Raw genomic sequence first — 16,148 nt, forward strand, 5'->3', positions numbered from 1 at the left:
ATGGGTCTCGATGTGCAACGGCGTGTTGCGGCCACCCGGAGACGGCCGTTCAGGCCATCGCCACCGCGGCCGGCTCGATCTGCGGGCCGCCGTCTCGGCCTTCCTCCACCGCATGGCAGGCGACCTGGCTCTGCTCGGTGCCGCGCGCCGGGATCAGCTCCGGCCGCTCCGCCTTGCAGCGGTCGTTCGCCAACGGGCAGCGGGGGTGGAAGGGACAGCCGGAGGGCGGGCTGATCGGGCTCGGCACCTCGCCGCCCACGGGGATGCGCTGGCGCCCGGTCATGTCGAGGTCCGGGATCGCCTCCATCAGCGCGCGCGTATAGGGGTGGCGCGGCGTGGTGAAGAGCGTCTCGGCCGGCGCGTTCTCCACCAGGCGGCCGAGATACATCACGCCGACGCGGTCGCTAACCTGACGCACCACGGCCAGGTTGTGGCTGATGAAGAGGTAGGTCAGGCCGAGCGACGCCTGCAGGTCCTTCATCAGGTTCAGGATCTGCGCCTGCACGGAGACATCCAGCGCCGAGGTCGGCTCGTCGCAGACCAGGAATTCCGGGTTGGAGGACAGCGCGCGCGCGATGGAGATGCGCTGGCGCTGGCCGCCCGAAAACTCGTGCGGGAATTTCTGGCCATCCAGCGGCGAGAGCCCGACCTGGCTCAGCAATTCGCCCACGCGCGCCTCGATCTGGCCGCGGTCCGTCAGCAGGCCGAAGGCACGGATGGGTTCCGAGATGATGTCCCGCACGCGCCAGCGCGGATTGAGCGAGGCGTAGGGGTCCTGGAAGATCATCTGCATCCGGCGCCGCTGCGTGGCGTCGGAACGCGCATCGCCCAGGTCGCGGCCGTCGAAGATCACCTCGCCGCGCGTCGGCGCGTAGAGGCCGACGACGAGCCGGGCCACGGTGGACTTGCCGCAGCCGGATTCGCCGACGAGCGAGAGCGTCTGGCCCTTCGGTATCTCGAAGGTCACGCCATCCACCGCGCGCAGCATGCGCCTGCCCTCGCGCGAGAGGGCGCGCTGGATCAGCGGGCGGGAGACATCGAAGAAGCGCGCGAGGTCGCGCGTTTCCAGCATGGCGGGCTGGGTCATGGCGTCAGGCATCCTGCGCCGCCTTCAGCACGCCCTGCTCGCTGGCGGCGTCGTAGAGCCAGCACGCCGCGCGCGTCTCCCCGGCCGGCATCAGTTCCGGCCGATCCATGCGGCAGCGCTCGAAGACCTGCGGGCAGCGGGGGTTGTAGGCGCAGCCGCGCGGGATGGCGGAGAGCCGCGGCATCGCACCCTCGATCTGCTGCATGCGTTCAAGGCGGTGGGTGATCGGCGGGATCGAGCCCATCAGCCCGATCGTGTAGGGGTGCGAGGGGTGCTTCACCACCTGCCGCACCGCGCCGATCTCCACGATGCGCCCGGCATACATCACGGCGACGCGGTCGGCCGTCTCGGCGATCACGCCCATGTCGTGGGTGACGAGCATCATCGCCGTCCCCTTCTCCCGCGCCAGCGTCTTCAGCAGCGCGATGACCTGCGCCTGGATGCTGACATCGAGCGCGGTGGTTGGCTCGTCCGCCACGATCAGCTTCGGCTCGGCGCAGAGCGCCAAGGCGATGACCACGCGCTGGCGCATGCCGCCCGAGAATTCATGCGGGTAGCTGTCGATGCGCTGCGCGGCGGCGGGAATGCCGACCAGTTCCAGCCACTCGATCGCCTTGCGCCGCGCCTCCGCCGGCGTCACCGGCAGGTGCGTGGTCATCGTTTCCACCAGCTGGCGGCCGACGGTGTAGAGCGGGTTCAGCGTGGTCAGCGGGTCCTGGAAGATCGCGCCGATCTGTCGCCCACGGATCGGGCGCATCTCGTTGGGCGACAGGTTGTCGATCCGCTTGCCGCCGAGGCTGATCGTGCCACCGGCAATGCGCCCCGGCGGCTCCAGCAGGCCGATGATGGCGGCGCCCGTCATGGACTTTCCCGCGCCGGATTCGCCGACGACGCCGAGCACCTCGCCGGGGTGGATGTCGAAGGAGACGTCGTTCAGCGCGACGAGCGTCCCGCGCCGCGTGGGGAACTCCACGCGAAGGTTGCGAACCTCGAGCAGGGGCTGGGTGTTGGACATGCTCGTCACCGCAGCTTCGGATTCAGCGCATCGCGCAGCCAGTCGCCCAGCAGGTTCACGCTCAGCACCAGCACGATCAGCGCCAGCCCCGGGAAGATGGTGATCCACCACTCGCCCGAGAACAGGAAGTCGTTGCCGATCCTGATGAGCGTCCCGAGCGAAGGCTGCGTCGGCGGCACGCCGACGCCAAGGAACGACAGAGTCGCCTCCGCCAGGATCGCGAAGCCGAGCTGCAGCGTCGCGATCACCAGCACCGGCCCTAGCACGTTCGGCAGCACATGCGTCACCATGATCCGCCCGCGCCCCAACCCGATCACGCGTGCCGCCTGCACGTATTCCTTGTTGCGCTCCACCATCGTCGACCCCCGCACGGTGCGCGCAAAACTCGGCCAGTTGGAGAAGCCGATGGCGAAGATCACGACATACAGCGCGATCTGGTCATGCACGTCGCGCGGCAGCACCGCGCGGGTGATGCCGTCGATCAGCAGCGCGATCAGGATGGTCGGGAAGGTGAGCTTGATGTCGGCGATGCGCATCAGCAGCGCATCCACCGTGCCGCCGAGATAGCCCGCGGCCAGACCGGCGGAGACGCCGAGCACGACCGACATCACCACCGCGAGGAAGCCCACCAGCAGCGACACCCGCGCGCCGTACATGATGGCCGACAGCATGTCCCGGCCCTGGTCGTCGGTGCCAAGCAGATAGGTCGGGTCGCCCTCCGCCGACCAGGCCGGCGGCTTGAAGGCGTCAAGCAGTTGCAGGCTGGCGAGGTCGAAGGGGTTGTGCGGCGCGATCCAGGGCGCCAGCACCGCGCCGCCGATGCAGATCGCGGCGACGATCGCGGAGACCACCGTGATCGGGTTGCGCGTGAAGGACCACCAGATGTCGGAATCGAAGAAGCGGGCCACCGCGTTCATCGCTCAGTGACCTCCCTTCGCGCCGCCGACGCGCAGGCGCGGGTCCACGGCGAAATACAGCAGGTCCACGATCAGGTTGATGGTCACGAACAGCGCCGCGATCAGGATCAGGTAGGCCGCCATCACCGGGATGTCGGCCGCGCCGACGCTCTGGATGAAGAGCAGCCCCATGCCCGGCCACTGGAACACCGTCTCCGTCACGATGGCGAAGGCGATGATGGCGCCGAGCTGCAGGCCGGTGATGGTGATCACCGGCACCAGCGTGTTCTTCAGCGCATGGCCGAAGTTGATCGCGCGGTTGGACAGGCCGCGCGCGCGGGCGAACTTGATGTAGTCGGTGCGCAGCACCTCCAGCATCTCGGCGCGCACCAGGCGCATGATCAGCGTCATCTGGAACAGGCCGAGCGTGATGGAAGGCAGGATCAGCGCCTTCAGGCCGGACACCGTCAGGAAGCCGGTGCTCCACCAGCCCAGCTGCACCGTGTCTCCGCGGCCGAAGGAAGGCAGCCATCCGAGCCAGACGGAGAAGCAGAGGATCAGCAGGATGCCGATCAGGAAGGTCGGCAGCGACACGCCGATCAGCGAGAAGGTCAGGAAGAAGCGGCTGAGCCAGGAATTGCGGTAGAGCCCGGTGTAGATGCCCATCGGCACGCCCACCAGCAGCGCCAGGAAGGCCGCCGTCAGCGCCAGTTCCAGCGTCGCCGGCGCGCGCTCCGCGATCAGGTCCAGGACCGGCCGCGACAGCCGGTACGACATGCCGAACTCGCCATGCAGCGCGTTCCACAGGAAGGTGCCGAACTGCACGAAGAAGGGCTGGTCCAGGCCGAGGTCCTGGATCAGCGCGTCGCGCTGCGCCTGGGTGTAGTCCTGCCCGAGCATGATCGCCACGGGATCGCCGACATAGGCGAACATGGCGAAGGAGATCAGCGCCACCGTGAGCATCACGGGCAGGGCCTGCAGCACGCGGGAGATGATGAAGGCGAACAAGGTTCAGGGAATTCCTAGGTGATCTCCCCCGCCCCGACTCCCCCCCGCAAGCGCGGGGAAGGGTCGGGGCGGGGGGCGACACGCGGCGAGGATCAGTCCGTCAGTTCACGACCATCCAACGGAAATACGGCTGGTTGTTCGCCGCATGCGGGATGGTGATGTTGCTGCGCATCGCCCAGGGGATCATCTGGTGATGCAGGGGGATGTGCGGCACATCCTCGCGGTAGATGCGCAGCGCCTCGTGGATCGCCTGCATGCGGGCCTCGCCCGACTGCGTCTTCATCCGCTGCACCAGTTCGTCCATCCGCGGGTTCGAATAGCCGCCATAGTTCCAGATGCCGTCGCCCTGCGCACCGTTGCGCGTGGCCAGCAGCGACTGGAAGGAATACAGCGCATCCAGCGTCGGCACGCCCCAGCCCAGCAGGTAGATGCTGGTGTCGTCGCGCTGGATCTGCGCGAAGAACGGCCCGAGCGGCTGCGCCTTCACGCTGGTCCGCACGCCGATGCGCGTCCACATCGCCGCGATCGCCTGGCAGATCTGCTCGTCATTGATGTAGCGGTTGTTCGGGCAATCCAGCGTGATGCCGAAGCCGTTCGGATACCCGGCCTCCGCCAGCAGCGCGCGGGCGCGCGCCTGGTCATAGGGCAGGCGGACATCCTCGGCCTGGCTGTAGCCGTTGACCTGCGGCGGGAAGAAGGTGCCCGTCACGATGCTCTGGCCGCGCATCGTGGTGCGGTTGATCGCCTGGATGTCGATGGCGTGATAGAGCGCCTGGCGCACGCGCAGGTCCTTCAGCGGGTTGCGGTCGCGCACGTCGCTGTAGAGGAGCTGGTCGCGCTTCACATCCATCGCGATGAAGATCGTCCGCACCTCCGGCCCTTCGAGCACGCGGATGCTGCCCGCCTGGCGAAGCCGGTTCAGGTCCTGCAGCGGCGGGTCCAGCACGAAGTCGATCTCGCCCGAGAGCAGCGCGGCCACGCGCGTCGCGTCGGAGGAAATCGGGCGGAACACGATCTCCGTCACGTTGCCGGGCGGCGTGGCGGGCGGATTGTTCTCCGGCGCCCAGCCCCACCATGCGTCGTTGCGGCGCAGGACCGTGCGGACATCCGGCTCCCGCGAGACCAGGCGGAAGGCGCCGGTGCCGTTGGCGTTGCGGACGGTGAACATCTCCTCGCGCTGCCGCGTGTTCTGCGGGCGCGTGGCGTTGTGCGCCTCCGCCCAGCCCTTCGACATCATGGCCACGGAGGCGAACTTGTTCGGCAGGATCGGATCGGGGACCTTGGTGATCACGTCCACGGTGAACTCGTCCACCTTCACCGCGCGATCCACGGTATCGACATAGATGCCGTAGTTGGAGGTCGGCTGCTGCGCGCGCGTGATGGAGAACACCACGTCGTCGGCGTTGAACGCCTGCCCCTCATGGAACGTCACGCCCTGGCGCAGGGTGAAGCGCCAGCGGGTCGGCTCCACCTGTTCCCAGCTCAGCGCGAGGCCTGGCCGCAGCGACAGGTCGGCGTTGCGGGCGATCAGGTAGTCGTAGATCTGCTGCAGCACCATCGTGACGGTGCCGACATTCTGGCTGTGCGGGTCCATCGTGTTCGGATCGCCCGAGGTCGCCCAGCGCACGGTGCGCGCCTCCGCCCCCGGCGAGGCCAGGCCCAGGGCCAGCAAGGCGGCCGCGGCCGCCAGTCCCAATCGTCGCATCCCGTTGGATCTCCCCCGGCCGTCGCGCGGGTCGTCGCGCCCGCGTCCTGCCGAACCCCGTGCATATCCTGCCGGGCCTGGACCGAAAAGCCCGGAGTGAGCCTCAACCGGCCGGGCCGGCGCCAGGTGACCGCAGCGGGTCGCCGGCCCAGTCCCGGATCAGCGAATAGCCCACCGCCAGCATCACCGGCCCGAGGAACAGGCCGAGGATGCCGAAGGCCAGCACGCCGCCGATGGCGCCCAGCAGCGTCAGCAGCAGCGGCAGGTCCGCGCCGCGGCTGATCAGCCAGGGACGGATGACGTTGTCCACCGAGGAGATGCCGGCGGCCCCATAGATTCCCATGAAGATGCCCCAGCCCCAGTTCCCCTCCGCGAAGAGGTAGATCGTGGCCGGCACCCAGATGATCGGCGCGCCGACCGGCAGGATGGAAATCAGCCCGGCAACGACGCCGAGCAGCACGGGCTGCGGCACGCCGGCGATCCACAGGCCGAACATGGTCATCGCCCCCTGCACCACGGCGGTGCCGAGCAGCCCATAGACCACGCCCTTGGTGACATTGGCGGTCAGTTCCACCAGGTGCCGCGCCTGCGGCCCGGCCAGCTTCTCCATCAGGCGCTCGGCATGCAGCGCCATGGCGGGGCCGTCGCGGTAGAAGAAGAAGGCGAGGAAGATTGCCAGCAGCAGCTCCGCGATGCCCGACAGCACCGCCAGCAGCACCGCCAGCGCGCCCTGCGCCAGGGTGCCCGCATAGGGCTGGATCGCGCCGAACAGGCCGGACAGGGTCGAATCGAGCCCGGAGAGCCATTCGCCGAGGAAGGGCCCGACATATGGCAGGGCGCCGACGAAGCGGGCGACGCCGGGCAGCCCTTCGGTGATCACCCGCTCCAGCCCGTTGCGCAGCGCGGCAACGTCCTCGGCGCTGGTGGGCGCGGCGAAGGCGATGGGCAGGCCGATCAGCAGGAACTCCGCCGTCACCATCACGAGCGCCGCCCAGCCGGGCGAAAGGCCGGTGCGCTCGCGCAGGAACTTGAAGGCAGGCCAGGTGGTGTAGGCCAGGATCAGCGCCCAGAGCAGCGCGGAGATGAAGGGGCGCAGCACCAGGAAGCAGCCGATGCCGAGCATCAGCAGCGCGAGCAGCCCGATGATGCGGGCTGGTCGGATATGGTCCTGGTCCATGCGGGAGGGCTCCTCGGGCGTTACCGGATTAGCCGATGCCGCGCCGGTGCGCATCCGGCCGTCTTGCCCGGCCCTCCCGCACAGGGCATGACCGGGCGCGCAAGGAGAGGGACGCCAGGATGCCGCGCTTCGCCGCCAACCTGTCCATGATGTTTTCCGAATTGCCGTTCCTGGAGCGCTTCGACGCCGCGGCCAGGGCCGGCTTCAAGGCGGTGGAGTTCCTCTTTCCCTACGAGCATCCCGCAGCCGAGATCGCCGCGCGGCTGAAGGCCACCGGGCTGCAGCAGGTGCTGTTCAATGCGCCGCCCGGCGACTGGGGCGCGGGCGAGCGCGGCATGGCCGCCCTGCCCGGCCGCAAGGCCGAGTTCCGCGAGGGTTTCCGCAAGGCGCTCGACTACGCCTCCGCGCTGTCCTGCCCGCGCGTCCATGTCATGTCGGGCCTCAAGCCGGCGGGCATGGCGCATGACACGATGACCGCGACGCTGGCCGAGAACCTGGCCTGGGCCGCCGAGCAGGCGACGCCGGCCGGGGTCAAGTGCGTGATCGAGCCGATCAACCACCGCGACATCCCCGGCTTCTTCCTGAACACCACCGACCAGGCCGCGGCGATCATCGAGGCGGTGGGGCCGGAGAAGGTCGGCATGCAGTTCGACCTCTACCACTGCCAGATCACCGAGGGTGACATCGTCAAGCGCGTCGAGAAGCACCTGCCGCTGATCGCGCACATGCAGGTGGCCGACAATCCCGGCCGCAACGAGCCCGGCACCGGCGAGGTCAACTGGCCCTTCGTGTTCAAGAAGATCGACGAGCTCGGCTTCCGCGGCTGGATCGGCTGCGAATACCGCCCTGCCGGCGAGACGACGGCCGGCCTCGGCTGGTTCGCCCCCTACAAGTAACGCCCGCCCTGCCCCGCCGACGTAGCTCCCTCCCCCGCGCTGCGGGGGAGGGTCGGGGTGGGGGCCCGACCAACATCGCAGCGAAAGGACAGACCATGTCCAAGATCGGCTTCATCGGCCTCGGCATCATGGGCCGTCCCATGGCCAACCACCTCAAGGCCGCCGGCCACGAGATGACGGTGGTGGAGCGCAAGTCGCTCACCGCCGAGGACCGCGCGGCCTTCGCCGTTGCCGCCAGCGCCAAGGCGGTCGCCGAGGCCGCCGAGATCATCATCCTGATGGTGCCCGACACCCCCGACGTCGAGGCCGTGCTGTTCGGCAAGGACGGCGTGGCGGAGGGTCTCTCCAAGGGCAAGCTGGTGATCGACATGTCCTCGATCAGCCCGACCGCAACCAAGGAATACGCCAAGAAGATCAACGCGCTCGGCTGCGACTACCTCGACGCGCCGGTCTCCGGCGGCGAGGTCGGCGCGAAGAACGCGGCGCTGACGATCATGGTCGGCGGGCCCCAGGCCGCCTTCGACCGCGCCCTGCCCGTGTTCGAGAAGATGGGGAAGAACATCACCCTCGTCGGCACCGAGAACGGCGCCGGCCAGACCTGCAAGGTCGCCAACCAGATCATCGTGGCCCTGACGATCGAGGCCGTGGCGGAGGCGATGGTCTTCGCCTCCAAGGCCGGCGCCGACCCGGCCAAGGTCCGCCAGGCGCTGATGGGCGGCCTCGCCACCTCCCGCATCCTGGAACTGCATGGCGAGCGCATGATCAAGCGGACCTTCGCGCCGGGCTTCCGGATCGAGCTGCACCAGAAGGACCTCAACCTCGCCCTGCAATCGGGCAAGGAGCTGGGCGTCGCGCTGCCCAACACCGCCTCCACGCAACAGCTGTTCGCGGCCTGCGCGGCGCTCGGGGGCAAGGGCTGGGACCATTCCGGGCTGGTGAAGGCGCTGGAGACGATGGCCGCGCACAAGGTCGCGCCGGACGCCTGAACCGGCCAGGGTAGGCACGCAACCGGGCAGCGCTCCGTCCGGTTGCTTGCCGCCACACGACTCGCGCAATACGTGTAATCGACAGGATCAATCCTGCGATCCTGCTTCGGCGCTGCTTGCGCCGGGGTCGGAAAGCGGGATTTCGATATTGCATTCGTCCCGCCCGTCCCGCAAAACTTGGCCAGCGACCAGGAAGTGAGATACGTCTCCGGTTCCTTGGTTGTATCCGATTCGAGCGACCTACGGGGGATTGCATGCGGTTCGCCGACATTGGCCAGCAGTTGCGGGCCTACCGTCTGGAAAGCGGGCTGCGCGCCGAGGAGATCGCCGCGCGGCTCGGCGTCTCGCGCGCCGCACTCTATCGCTACGAGAAGGGCGAGGTCATCAAGCTGGATACGATCCGGCGGCTGGCCGAGCTTCTGAAGATCTCGCCGCTGTCGCTGCTCGGGATCGGCGTCGAGTATTTCAGCCGCCCGATCGCCTTCGAGGAGCGGCTCCGCCAGATCGAGGAAGGCGCCGACCAGATCCTGATCGTGGGCGGCGGCCTCTGCTACCAGGTCGCGACCGACGCCTATGACGGCGCGCTGGCCGAGGCGTGGACGGAGGCGGCGGATGCCTCCTCCGACCGCGCTTCCGCCCGCGCGGCGACCGACCAGATGCTGGGCCTGCTGACCGCGCGCAAGAAGCTGCACCAGTCCCGCCGTCCCACCATCACCGCGATCCTCGGCGAGGGCGCGCTGGTGCGCATGCTGCGCGAGGGCGTCGGCGCCGGGCTTACGGTGCCGGAGCGCACCCGGCAGCGCTGCCTGGCCGCGGCGCGGAGCGAGGCGGAATCCATCGCCGCCATGATGGAATCCGTGCCCATCGGCGTGCAGATCGGCCTGGCATCGGCGGTGGAGCCGGCCGGCGCCTTCATGGTGCTGCGCGGCCGCGACCGCGCGCATGTCGTCGCCTCGCCCTTCGCCCCCGACACGCCGCCGCAGGGCGGCATCGGCGTGAGCTCGATCACCGCCGCGGACGAGGCGGTGGGTGCGCATCAGCGTGTGGCGGAGGCCGCCTGGCGCGACTCGCTGAAGGGTGCCGCCGCCGCCGCCCGGGTACGCGAGCTGATCCGCGAATTGGGCTGATCCGGTCGCGGCCCGCTATCTTGCCTCACCGGGCAAGGTCGCCGGGCGCGTCACCTCGAAGACGTCGTCATCCTCCGCGCTACGCTTCGCGGCGAAGCCCAGCGCGGAGACGAAGGCGAGCATCGGCGCGTTGTCGGCCAGCACCTGGCCCGCGATGGTCGCGATGCCGCTGACGCGCGCCCAGGCAAACAGCCGCTCCATCAGGTGCCGCCCGAGCCCCTGCCCCTTCATCGCACGGTCCACGATCACCGCGAATTCGCCCGTCACGCCGTCCGGCTCGCGGATCAGGCGGGAGACGCCGAGCAGGTCCTCCGAGCCGTCGGGCGCCGTGCGCACAGCGACGAAGGCCATCTCGCGGTCGTAGTCGAGCTGCGTCATCCGCGCGATCTGCTGCGGCGGCAGCTCGCGCAGCTGGGAGAAGAAGCGCCAGCGTATGTCCTCCGGCGTCAGGCGGCGGAAGAAGGCGCCATGCGCTTCCGCATCCTCGGGTCGGATCGGGCGGATGGTGAGCGTCTCGCCGGAGCGCGTGGTGAACCGGGAAACCCATTCCTCGGGATAGGGCGGGATCGCCAGCAGTGCCGCCTCGCCCGCCGGGCGCAGGGTGCAACTTGCATCGAGCGCCACCACGCCGTCGGCGCGCGCGACCAGAGGGTTGATGCCGAGCGCGGCGATCTCCGGGAAGTCCACCGCGACCTGGCTCAGCCGCACCAGCGCATCCTCGACCGCATCAAGGTCGGCCGGCGGATGGTCGCGATATCCGGCAAGCAGAACCGCCGCGCGGCTGCGCGCAATCAGCGCCTTGGCCAGCGCGTCGTTCAGCGGCGGCAGGTCGAAGGCCTCGTCGCCCAGCAGGTCCGCCGCGGTGCCGCCCAGGCCGAAGCCGATGAAGGGCCCGAACATCGCGTCGTCCTCGAGCCGCAGGCGCAGTTCCAGCCCGCGCTCCACCTGCCGCTGCACGAGGAAGCCGTCGATCCGCGCCTCCGGCCGGAGGCGCCGCACCGCCTCCAGCATGCCCGCCGCCGCCTCGCGCAGCGCCGCCGCGCTGCGCAGGCCGATCGCGACACCGCCGACCTCGGTCTTGTGCGGGATGTCGGGGCTGCGCAGCTTCAGCACCACGGGGAAGCCGAGCGCGCCGGCCGCGGCGACGGCATGCGTCGCGTCGCGCACCGCACGGCCCTGCACCACCGGCATGCCATAGGCGGCGAGCACCGCCAGCGCCTCGTCATCGGTCAGCTCGAGCCGGTCCTCGCCGCGCACCCGCGCGAGGATCGCGCGCACCGAATCGCGGTCCGGCGCGAGCGCCAGCACGTCGCTGCCCGGCAGTTCCGCTGCAGCGCGGCGGTTGCGCCGATCCTCGCAGAGCTGCAGCGCGCCCTGCACCGCCGCTTCCGGCGTGGAAAACACGGCGAGGCCCGCACGCGCCAGCGCCAGGCGCTGCGGCGCGGCCGTCGCCTCCCCGGCCCAGCAGGCCAGCACCGGCGCGGCGCGCGTCGCCTTCGCCGCGGCGGTCAGTCCCGCCGCGACGGTCTCGGCATTCTCGCCCGCGACCGGCGCATGCAGCGCGATCACCGTGTCCACCTCGGGCAGCGCGGCGAGCATCGCCGCCGCCTCGCCCAGCGCGGTGCCGGTCAGCGGTCCCAGGATGATCGGGTTGCGCCCGTGCCAGCCCGCGGGCAGGCCGATGGCGAGGCTCCCCAGCGCTTCCGGCGGCAGCGCCGCGAGCCGCGCGCCGCCAGCCAATACCGCATCCGCAGCCAACTGGCCGAGGCCGGTGGCATTGGCGACGATGCCGATGCGGTCGCCCGCGCCGCCGCGCGGCGACAGCTTCGCCCGCGCCAGGGTCTCCGCGGCCGAGAGCAGTTCGGACAGGCCGGAGACGCGCAGCACGCCGGCGCGCCGCAGCGCCGCGCCCATCACCGCATCCGCCAGGCCGCTGGCATCCATCAGCCGCCCGCCCGCACGGATCGCCACCACCGGCCGCGTGCGCGCAGCCGCCCGCGCGGCCGAGATGAATTGCCGCCGGTTCTTGATGCGCCGCAGATCCAACAGGATCGCCGCGGTGCCGGGATCGCGCGAGAGCCAGTCCAGCGCATGGGCGAAGCCGAGATCGCCATTGCCGCCGATGCCGATCACATGGCTGAAGCCGACGCTCTCGGATTCCGCCCAGTCCAGCACGGCGCGCGCGAGGGCCGAGGATTGGCAGACCAGCGCCAGCTTGCCCGGCCGCGGCGCGAGATGCGCAAGAGAGGCGTTCAGCCCGATCCCCGGCACGCAGACGCCGAAACTGCCCTGCCCCAGCGCGCGCAGCCCGGTGCGCGCCGCGATGGCGCCGAGATCGGGCGCCACGCCCGGCACCACCGCGGCCTGCGCGCCGCGCTCGGCCAGCGCGGCCATCGCAGGCTCCAGCGCCTCGGCCGGCAGCGACAGCACGGCGAGGTCGGGCGCGGGATCGAGTTCGGCGATGGAGGCGACCGTCTCGAAGCCTGCATGCGCCATGCCCACCGCGAAAAGTCGGCCTCGGAATCCGCCGGCCACCAGGTTCGCCGCGAGCAGCGCGGATTGCGGCAGCGCCGGATCGGCCACCAGCACGACATGCCGCGGGCGATAGAGCGCTTCCTCGCGCAGCTTGCCGCGCGGACCCAGCGTCGGCAGGGGCTTCTGCATGGTGCGGCGCAGCATGGTCCCGCCAGCGCGCGGCCGCAACGGCGCCGGCGTGACATCGCGAGGGGTTGCGCCCCTGCGCGCCGCGGCGTCCCATCGCGGCGAAGGAAGGAACCGCCATGCCCGCACAGGATTCCCGCTGGGACCCCGAGATGCTCGCCTTCTCCACGATGATGGAGGCGCGGGCCGCCGCGCTGCCGCCCATCGTGCTGCAGCCGCCGCTGGACGAGGCGCGGCTGCTGAATGACGGACCGCAACTCGACCTGTCGCAGGGCGGGCCGGCGATGGCGGAAAGCGGCGACCGCTGGCTGCCGATCCGCGGCCGGCGCCTGCTCTGCCGCTTCCATCGGCCGGCGGCGGGGCCGCTGCCGACGCTGGTCTACATCCATGGCGGCGGCTGGGTCTGGGGCAGCGTGGACACGCATGACCGGCTGATGCGCGAATACGCCGCCGGCGGCGGCTGCGCGGTGATCGGCCCCGACTACGCGCTGAGCCCCGAGGCGGCGTTTCCGCAGGCGCTGGAGGAATGCGCCGCGGTCGTGCGCTGGGTGGCGCGCAAGGGCGCGGAATGGGGCCTCGATCCCGCGCGCATCGTGATCGGCGGCGACAGCGCCGGCGCCAACCTGGCGATGGGGGCCGCGTTGCTGCTGCGCGAGACCGATCCCGACATCCGCCTGGCCGGGCTGCTGCTGAACTACGGCGTGTTCGATTCGAATCTCGACAGCGCGACCTATCGCGAATTCGCCGAGGGCTACTTCCTGACGCGCGCCAAGATGCGGTTCTACTGGGAATGCTACTGCCCGCGTCCCGCCGACCGGCTGAACCCGCTGGCCGCGCCGCTGCGCGCCGACCTGCGCGGCCTGCCGCCGGTGCTGCTGCATATCGCAGAACTGGACGTGCTCGCCGCCGAGAACCGGGCGATGGCGGAGCGGTTGCGGGAGGCGGGGGTCAACGTGGAGAGTCGGCTGTTCCCCGGCACGGCGCATGGCTTCCTCCGCGCGCTGAGCCATGTGACGGCATCCCGCGAGGCGGCCGCGGGTGGTGCGGCGTGGCTGAAGCGGGTGTTCGGGTAAGTCGTTTCCGGGCAAGGTTCGGGGAAGCGCAGTCGCGCCCCCACCCCGACCCTCCCCCGCACCGCGGGGGAGGGAGAAGCGGCGCCTTCACCCGCCCTCGCGCGCGATCAGCGCCAGCCCCTCCGCCACCGAGACGAACTCGCCGCCGGCCACGACCTTCTCCGCGCCGAAGCGCCGCTCGAAGATGCGGCGCACCGCCGGCACCAGGGAGGTGCCGCCGGTCATGAAGACGCGGTCCACGCCCTCCGGCGCCAGCGCCGCGTGGACGAGCGCCGCCGACACCGCCGCCTCGATCCGCGCGAGATCGGGCGCAATCCAATCCTCGAAATCCGCCCGCGCGATCGGCGCGCGCAGCACGAAATCGTCATGCGCGAAGTCCAGCACAGTCTCCGGCTCGCGCGACAGTGCCGCCTTCGCTTCCGTGACGGCGCGATACAACGCGAATCCGGCCTCGTCCTCGATCAGCCGGACCAGGTGGCGGAGCGCCTCGGGCCGCTCGGCGGTGCGCGCCACGTCGCGGATGCCGCGCAGCGTGCGCGGCGCGCGCATCAGCGACAGGCGGTGCCAGTGCGCGAAGCTGGAATACCAGGCGGGCGGCACCGGCACCGGCTTGCCCATCACCCGGTAGTCGCTGCCCTTGCCGAGCAGCGGCGAGACCACGCGGTCGATGATGCGGTAGTCGAAGGCATCGCCCGCCAGCCCGACGCCGGCATGGCCGAGCGCCGTCACGCGCCGCGGTGGCCCGGGATCGAAGCGCAGCAGCGAGAAGTCGCTCGTGCCGCCGCCGAAATCCGCGACCAGCACCGTCGCCGGCCGCTCCAGCCCCTGCGCGAAGCGGTGCCCCGCCCCCGCCGGCTCCAGCGCCACCTGCACATCGGCGATGCCGGCGGCGGCGAAGGCGGCGCGCAGCCGCTGCTCGCCGAGTTCGTCGCCATCCTCCGCCGAGACGAAGCGCACCGGCCGGCCGATGGCGACCCGCGCGCCCTCCAGTTCCGCGCGCCAGGGTGCCAGCAACGCGCGCAGGAACAGCGCGACCAGTTCCTCCAGCCGCCAGCTTCGCCCGGCGATGCGCGTCTCGGTGAAGCTGCGCTGGCCGAGATAGCTCTTCAGCGACATGATCAGGCGGCTGTCGAGCGGATCGTCGAGATAGGCCTCGATCGCGGCGGGGCCGGCGGCGCGCCGCTCGACCCCTTCCGCATCGGTCCAGAAGCAGAGCACGGAGCGGAACAGCGCGCCGGTCGGGTGGCACAGCGTCTCGGTGGCGCCATCCGGGCGCAGCATGGCGACAACGCTGTTCGTCGTGCCGAAATCGATGCCGATGGCGCGCCGCATGGCCCGCGGCAAGCTGCCGCTCAACCCGCCGCGAGCGCCCGCTTCGCGGTGGCCGCGAGGAAGCCGCTGGCCACTGGCAGGATCGCGTCGTTGAAGTCGTAGCGGGGATGGTGCAGCTCGCGCCCATCCTCGGCCGGGCCGTTGCCGATCCAGACGAAGGCGCCGGGCACTTCCTTCAGGAACCAGCAGAAATCCTCGCCGGTCATCGCCGGCGGCATGTCGCGACGCACCGGCGCCACCGTCGCCGCGGCCTCGGCCGCCAGGTCTCGCTCGGCGGGATGGTTCACCGTGGGATCGACGCCGATCTTCCAGGCGACGGTCGCCTCCACGCCGAAGGTGGCGGCGATGCCCTGCGCCACGCGATGCATGCCCTCGCGGATCGCCTCCCCGGCCGAGGGCAGCAGCCAGCGCGCGGTGCCCTTCAGCACGACGCGGCGGGGGATCTGGTTCACCGCCTCGCCGCCTTCCACGACCGTGATGCTCACCACCCCGCCCGCCAGCGGGTCGAGGTTGCGCGCGACCACGCTCTGCAGCGCAACGATGCAATGCCCGGCGGCCACCATGGGATCGCGGGCGAGATGCGGCAGCGCGGCATGCGCGGCATGGCCGTCGAAGGTCACCTCGAAGCGGCAGCCCGCGGCCATCACGGCTGCGTCATGCACGGCGATGGTGCCGGCCGGCAGGCCCGGCCAGTTGTGCCAACCGAAGATGCGCTCCATCGGGAAGCGCTGGAACAGCCCCTCCTCGATCATGCGCTTCGCGCCGCCGCCGCCTTCCTCCGCGGGCTGGAACACCAGGCGGATGGTGCCGGTCCAGGCGGGATCGTCCAGCAGCAGCTTCGCCGCGCCGAGCAGCGCCGTGGTGTGGCCGTCATGCCCGCAGGCATGCATCACGCCCGGCACGGTGGAGCGCCAGGGCAGCAGCGCGTTCTGCTCCTCGATCGGCAGCGCATCCATGTCGCCGCGCAGGCCGACGCTCCGGTTGCCGCCGCCGCGGCTGAGGGTCGCGACCACCCCATGCCCGCCGAAGCCCTCCGCGATCTCGGTGACGCCCATCTCGCGGAGCTTCTGCGCAACGAAGGCTGCGGTATGCTGTTCCGCCAGGGTGAGGCCGGGATTCGCGTGCAGATGGCGCCGCCACGCGGTCAGGGTCTCGGCAAAAGCTGGATCCATGTCACATAGCTAG

At 70.7% G+C, this 16,148-nt stretch carries 13 protein-coding genes; 4 read left to right on the forward strand and 9 right to left on the reverse strand.

Annotated elements, in window-relative coordinates; all coding sequences use genetic code 11:
- Positions 1-49: 49 nt before the first annotated feature.
- From E4T13_RS08450 to E4T13_RS08475, 6 genes are all read right to left on the reverse strand, one after another.
- The gene (locus E4T13_RS08450) at positions 50-1,087 is read right to left on the reverse strand and encodes an ABC transporter ATP-binding protein (protein WP_206030121.1); all 1,038 of its coding nucleotides are present in this window, start codon (positions 1,085-1,087) and stop codon (positions 50-52) included.
- A 4-nt stretch (positions 1,088-1,091) separates the two neighbouring features.
- Positions 1,092-2,102, reverse strand: coding sequence for an ABC transporter ATP-binding protein (locus E4T13_RS08455; RefSeq protein WP_137177853.1), 1,011 nt, complete (start codon positions 2,100-2,102; stop codon positions 1,092-1,094).
- Positions 2,103-2,107: 5 nt separating this feature from the next.
- Positions 2,108-3,019, reverse strand: a complete 912-nt coding sequence (locus tag E4T13_RS08460) for an ABC transporter permease (RefSeq protein WP_137177854.1) — start codon at positions 3,017-3,019, stop codon at positions 2,108-2,110.
- A gap of 3 nt (positions 3,020-3,022) precedes the next feature.
- Positions 3,023-4,006, reverse strand: a complete 984-nt coding sequence (locus E4T13_RS08465; RefSeq protein ID WP_137177855.1) for an ABC transporter permease — start codon at positions 4,004-4,006, stop codon at positions 3,023-3,025.
- A gap of 100 nt (positions 4,007-4,106) precedes the next feature.
- Positions 4,107-5,711, reverse strand: a complete 1,605-nt coding sequence (locus E4T13_RS08470; protein WP_137177856.1) for an ABC transporter substrate-binding protein — start codon at positions 5,709-5,711, stop codon at positions 4,107-4,109.
- Between the two features lie 103 nt (positions 5,712-5,814).
- A complete protein-coding gene (locus E4T13_RS08475; RefSeq protein WP_137177857.1) occupies positions 5,815-6,888 on the reverse strand; it encodes an AI-2E family transporter in 1,074 nt (357 codons plus the stop codon).
- 119 nt (positions 6,889-7,007) lie between these two features.
- Between E4T13_RS08475 and otnI the strand changes: the two genes are divergently transcribed.
- From otnI to E4T13_RS08490, 3 genes are all read left to right on the forward strand, one after another.
- Entirely contained in the window at positions 7,008-7,784 is a 777-nt protein-coding gene (otnI, locus tag E4T13_RS08480; protein WP_137177858.1) for a 2-oxo-tetronate isomerase, read from the forward strand.
- Between the two features lie 74 nt (positions 7,785-7,858).
- Positions 7,859-8,770 (forward strand): 2-hydroxy-3-oxopropionate reductase, encoded by a 912-nt coding sequence (locus tag E4T13_RS08485; RefSeq protein ID WP_256370446.1) that lies wholly within the window; start codon positions 7,859-7,861, stop codon positions 8,768-8,770.
- Positions 8,771-9,024: 254 nt separating this feature from the next.
- Positions 9,025-9,897 (forward strand): helix-turn-helix domain-containing protein, encoded by an 873-nt coding sequence (locus E4T13_RS08490; protein ID WP_137177860.1) that lies wholly within the window; start codon positions 9,025-9,027, stop codon positions 9,895-9,897.
- A gap of 15 nt (positions 9,898-9,912) precedes the next feature.
- Here E4T13_RS08490 and E4T13_RS08495 read toward each other — a convergent pair whose 3' ends face one another.
- Positions 9,913-12,576: a GNAT family N-acetyltransferase gene (locus E4T13_RS08495; RefSeq protein ID WP_240791044.1), complete on the reverse strand. Its 2,664-nt coding sequence runs from the start codon at positions 12,574-12,576 to the stop codon at positions 9,913-9,915.
- Between the two features lie 101 nt (positions 12,577-12,677).
- Between E4T13_RS08495 and E4T13_RS08500 the strand changes: the two genes are divergently transcribed.
- On the forward strand, positions 12,678-13,631 hold the full coding sequence (locus tag E4T13_RS08500) for an alpha/beta hydrolase (protein WP_137177861.1): 954 nt from the start codon (positions 12,678-12,680) through the stop codon (positions 13,629-13,631).
- 87 nt (positions 13,632-13,718) lie between these two features.
- Here the strand turns inward: E4T13_RS08500 and E4T13_RS08505 are convergent, their stop codons facing one another.
- Both E4T13_RS08505 and E4T13_RS08510 read right to left on the reverse strand, forming a co-directional pair.
- A complete protein-coding gene (locus tag E4T13_RS08505) occupies positions 13,719-14,963 on the reverse strand; it encodes an Hsp70 family protein (protein WP_137177862.1) in 1,245 nt (414 codons plus the stop codon).
- A 20-nt stretch (positions 14,964-14,983) separates the two neighbouring features.
- The gene (locus E4T13_RS08510) at positions 14,984-16,135 is read right to left on the reverse strand and encodes an amidohydrolase (protein WP_137177863.1); all 1,152 of its coding nucleotides are present in this window, start codon (positions 16,133-16,135) and stop codon (positions 14,984-14,986) included.
- Positions 16,136-16,148: the final 13 nt, after the last annotated feature.

This window comes from Roseomonas sp. AR75 (assembly GCF_005222815.1).
GTDB lineage: Bacteria > Pseudomonadota > Alphaproteobacteria > Acetobacterales > Acetobacteraceae > Falsiroseomonas.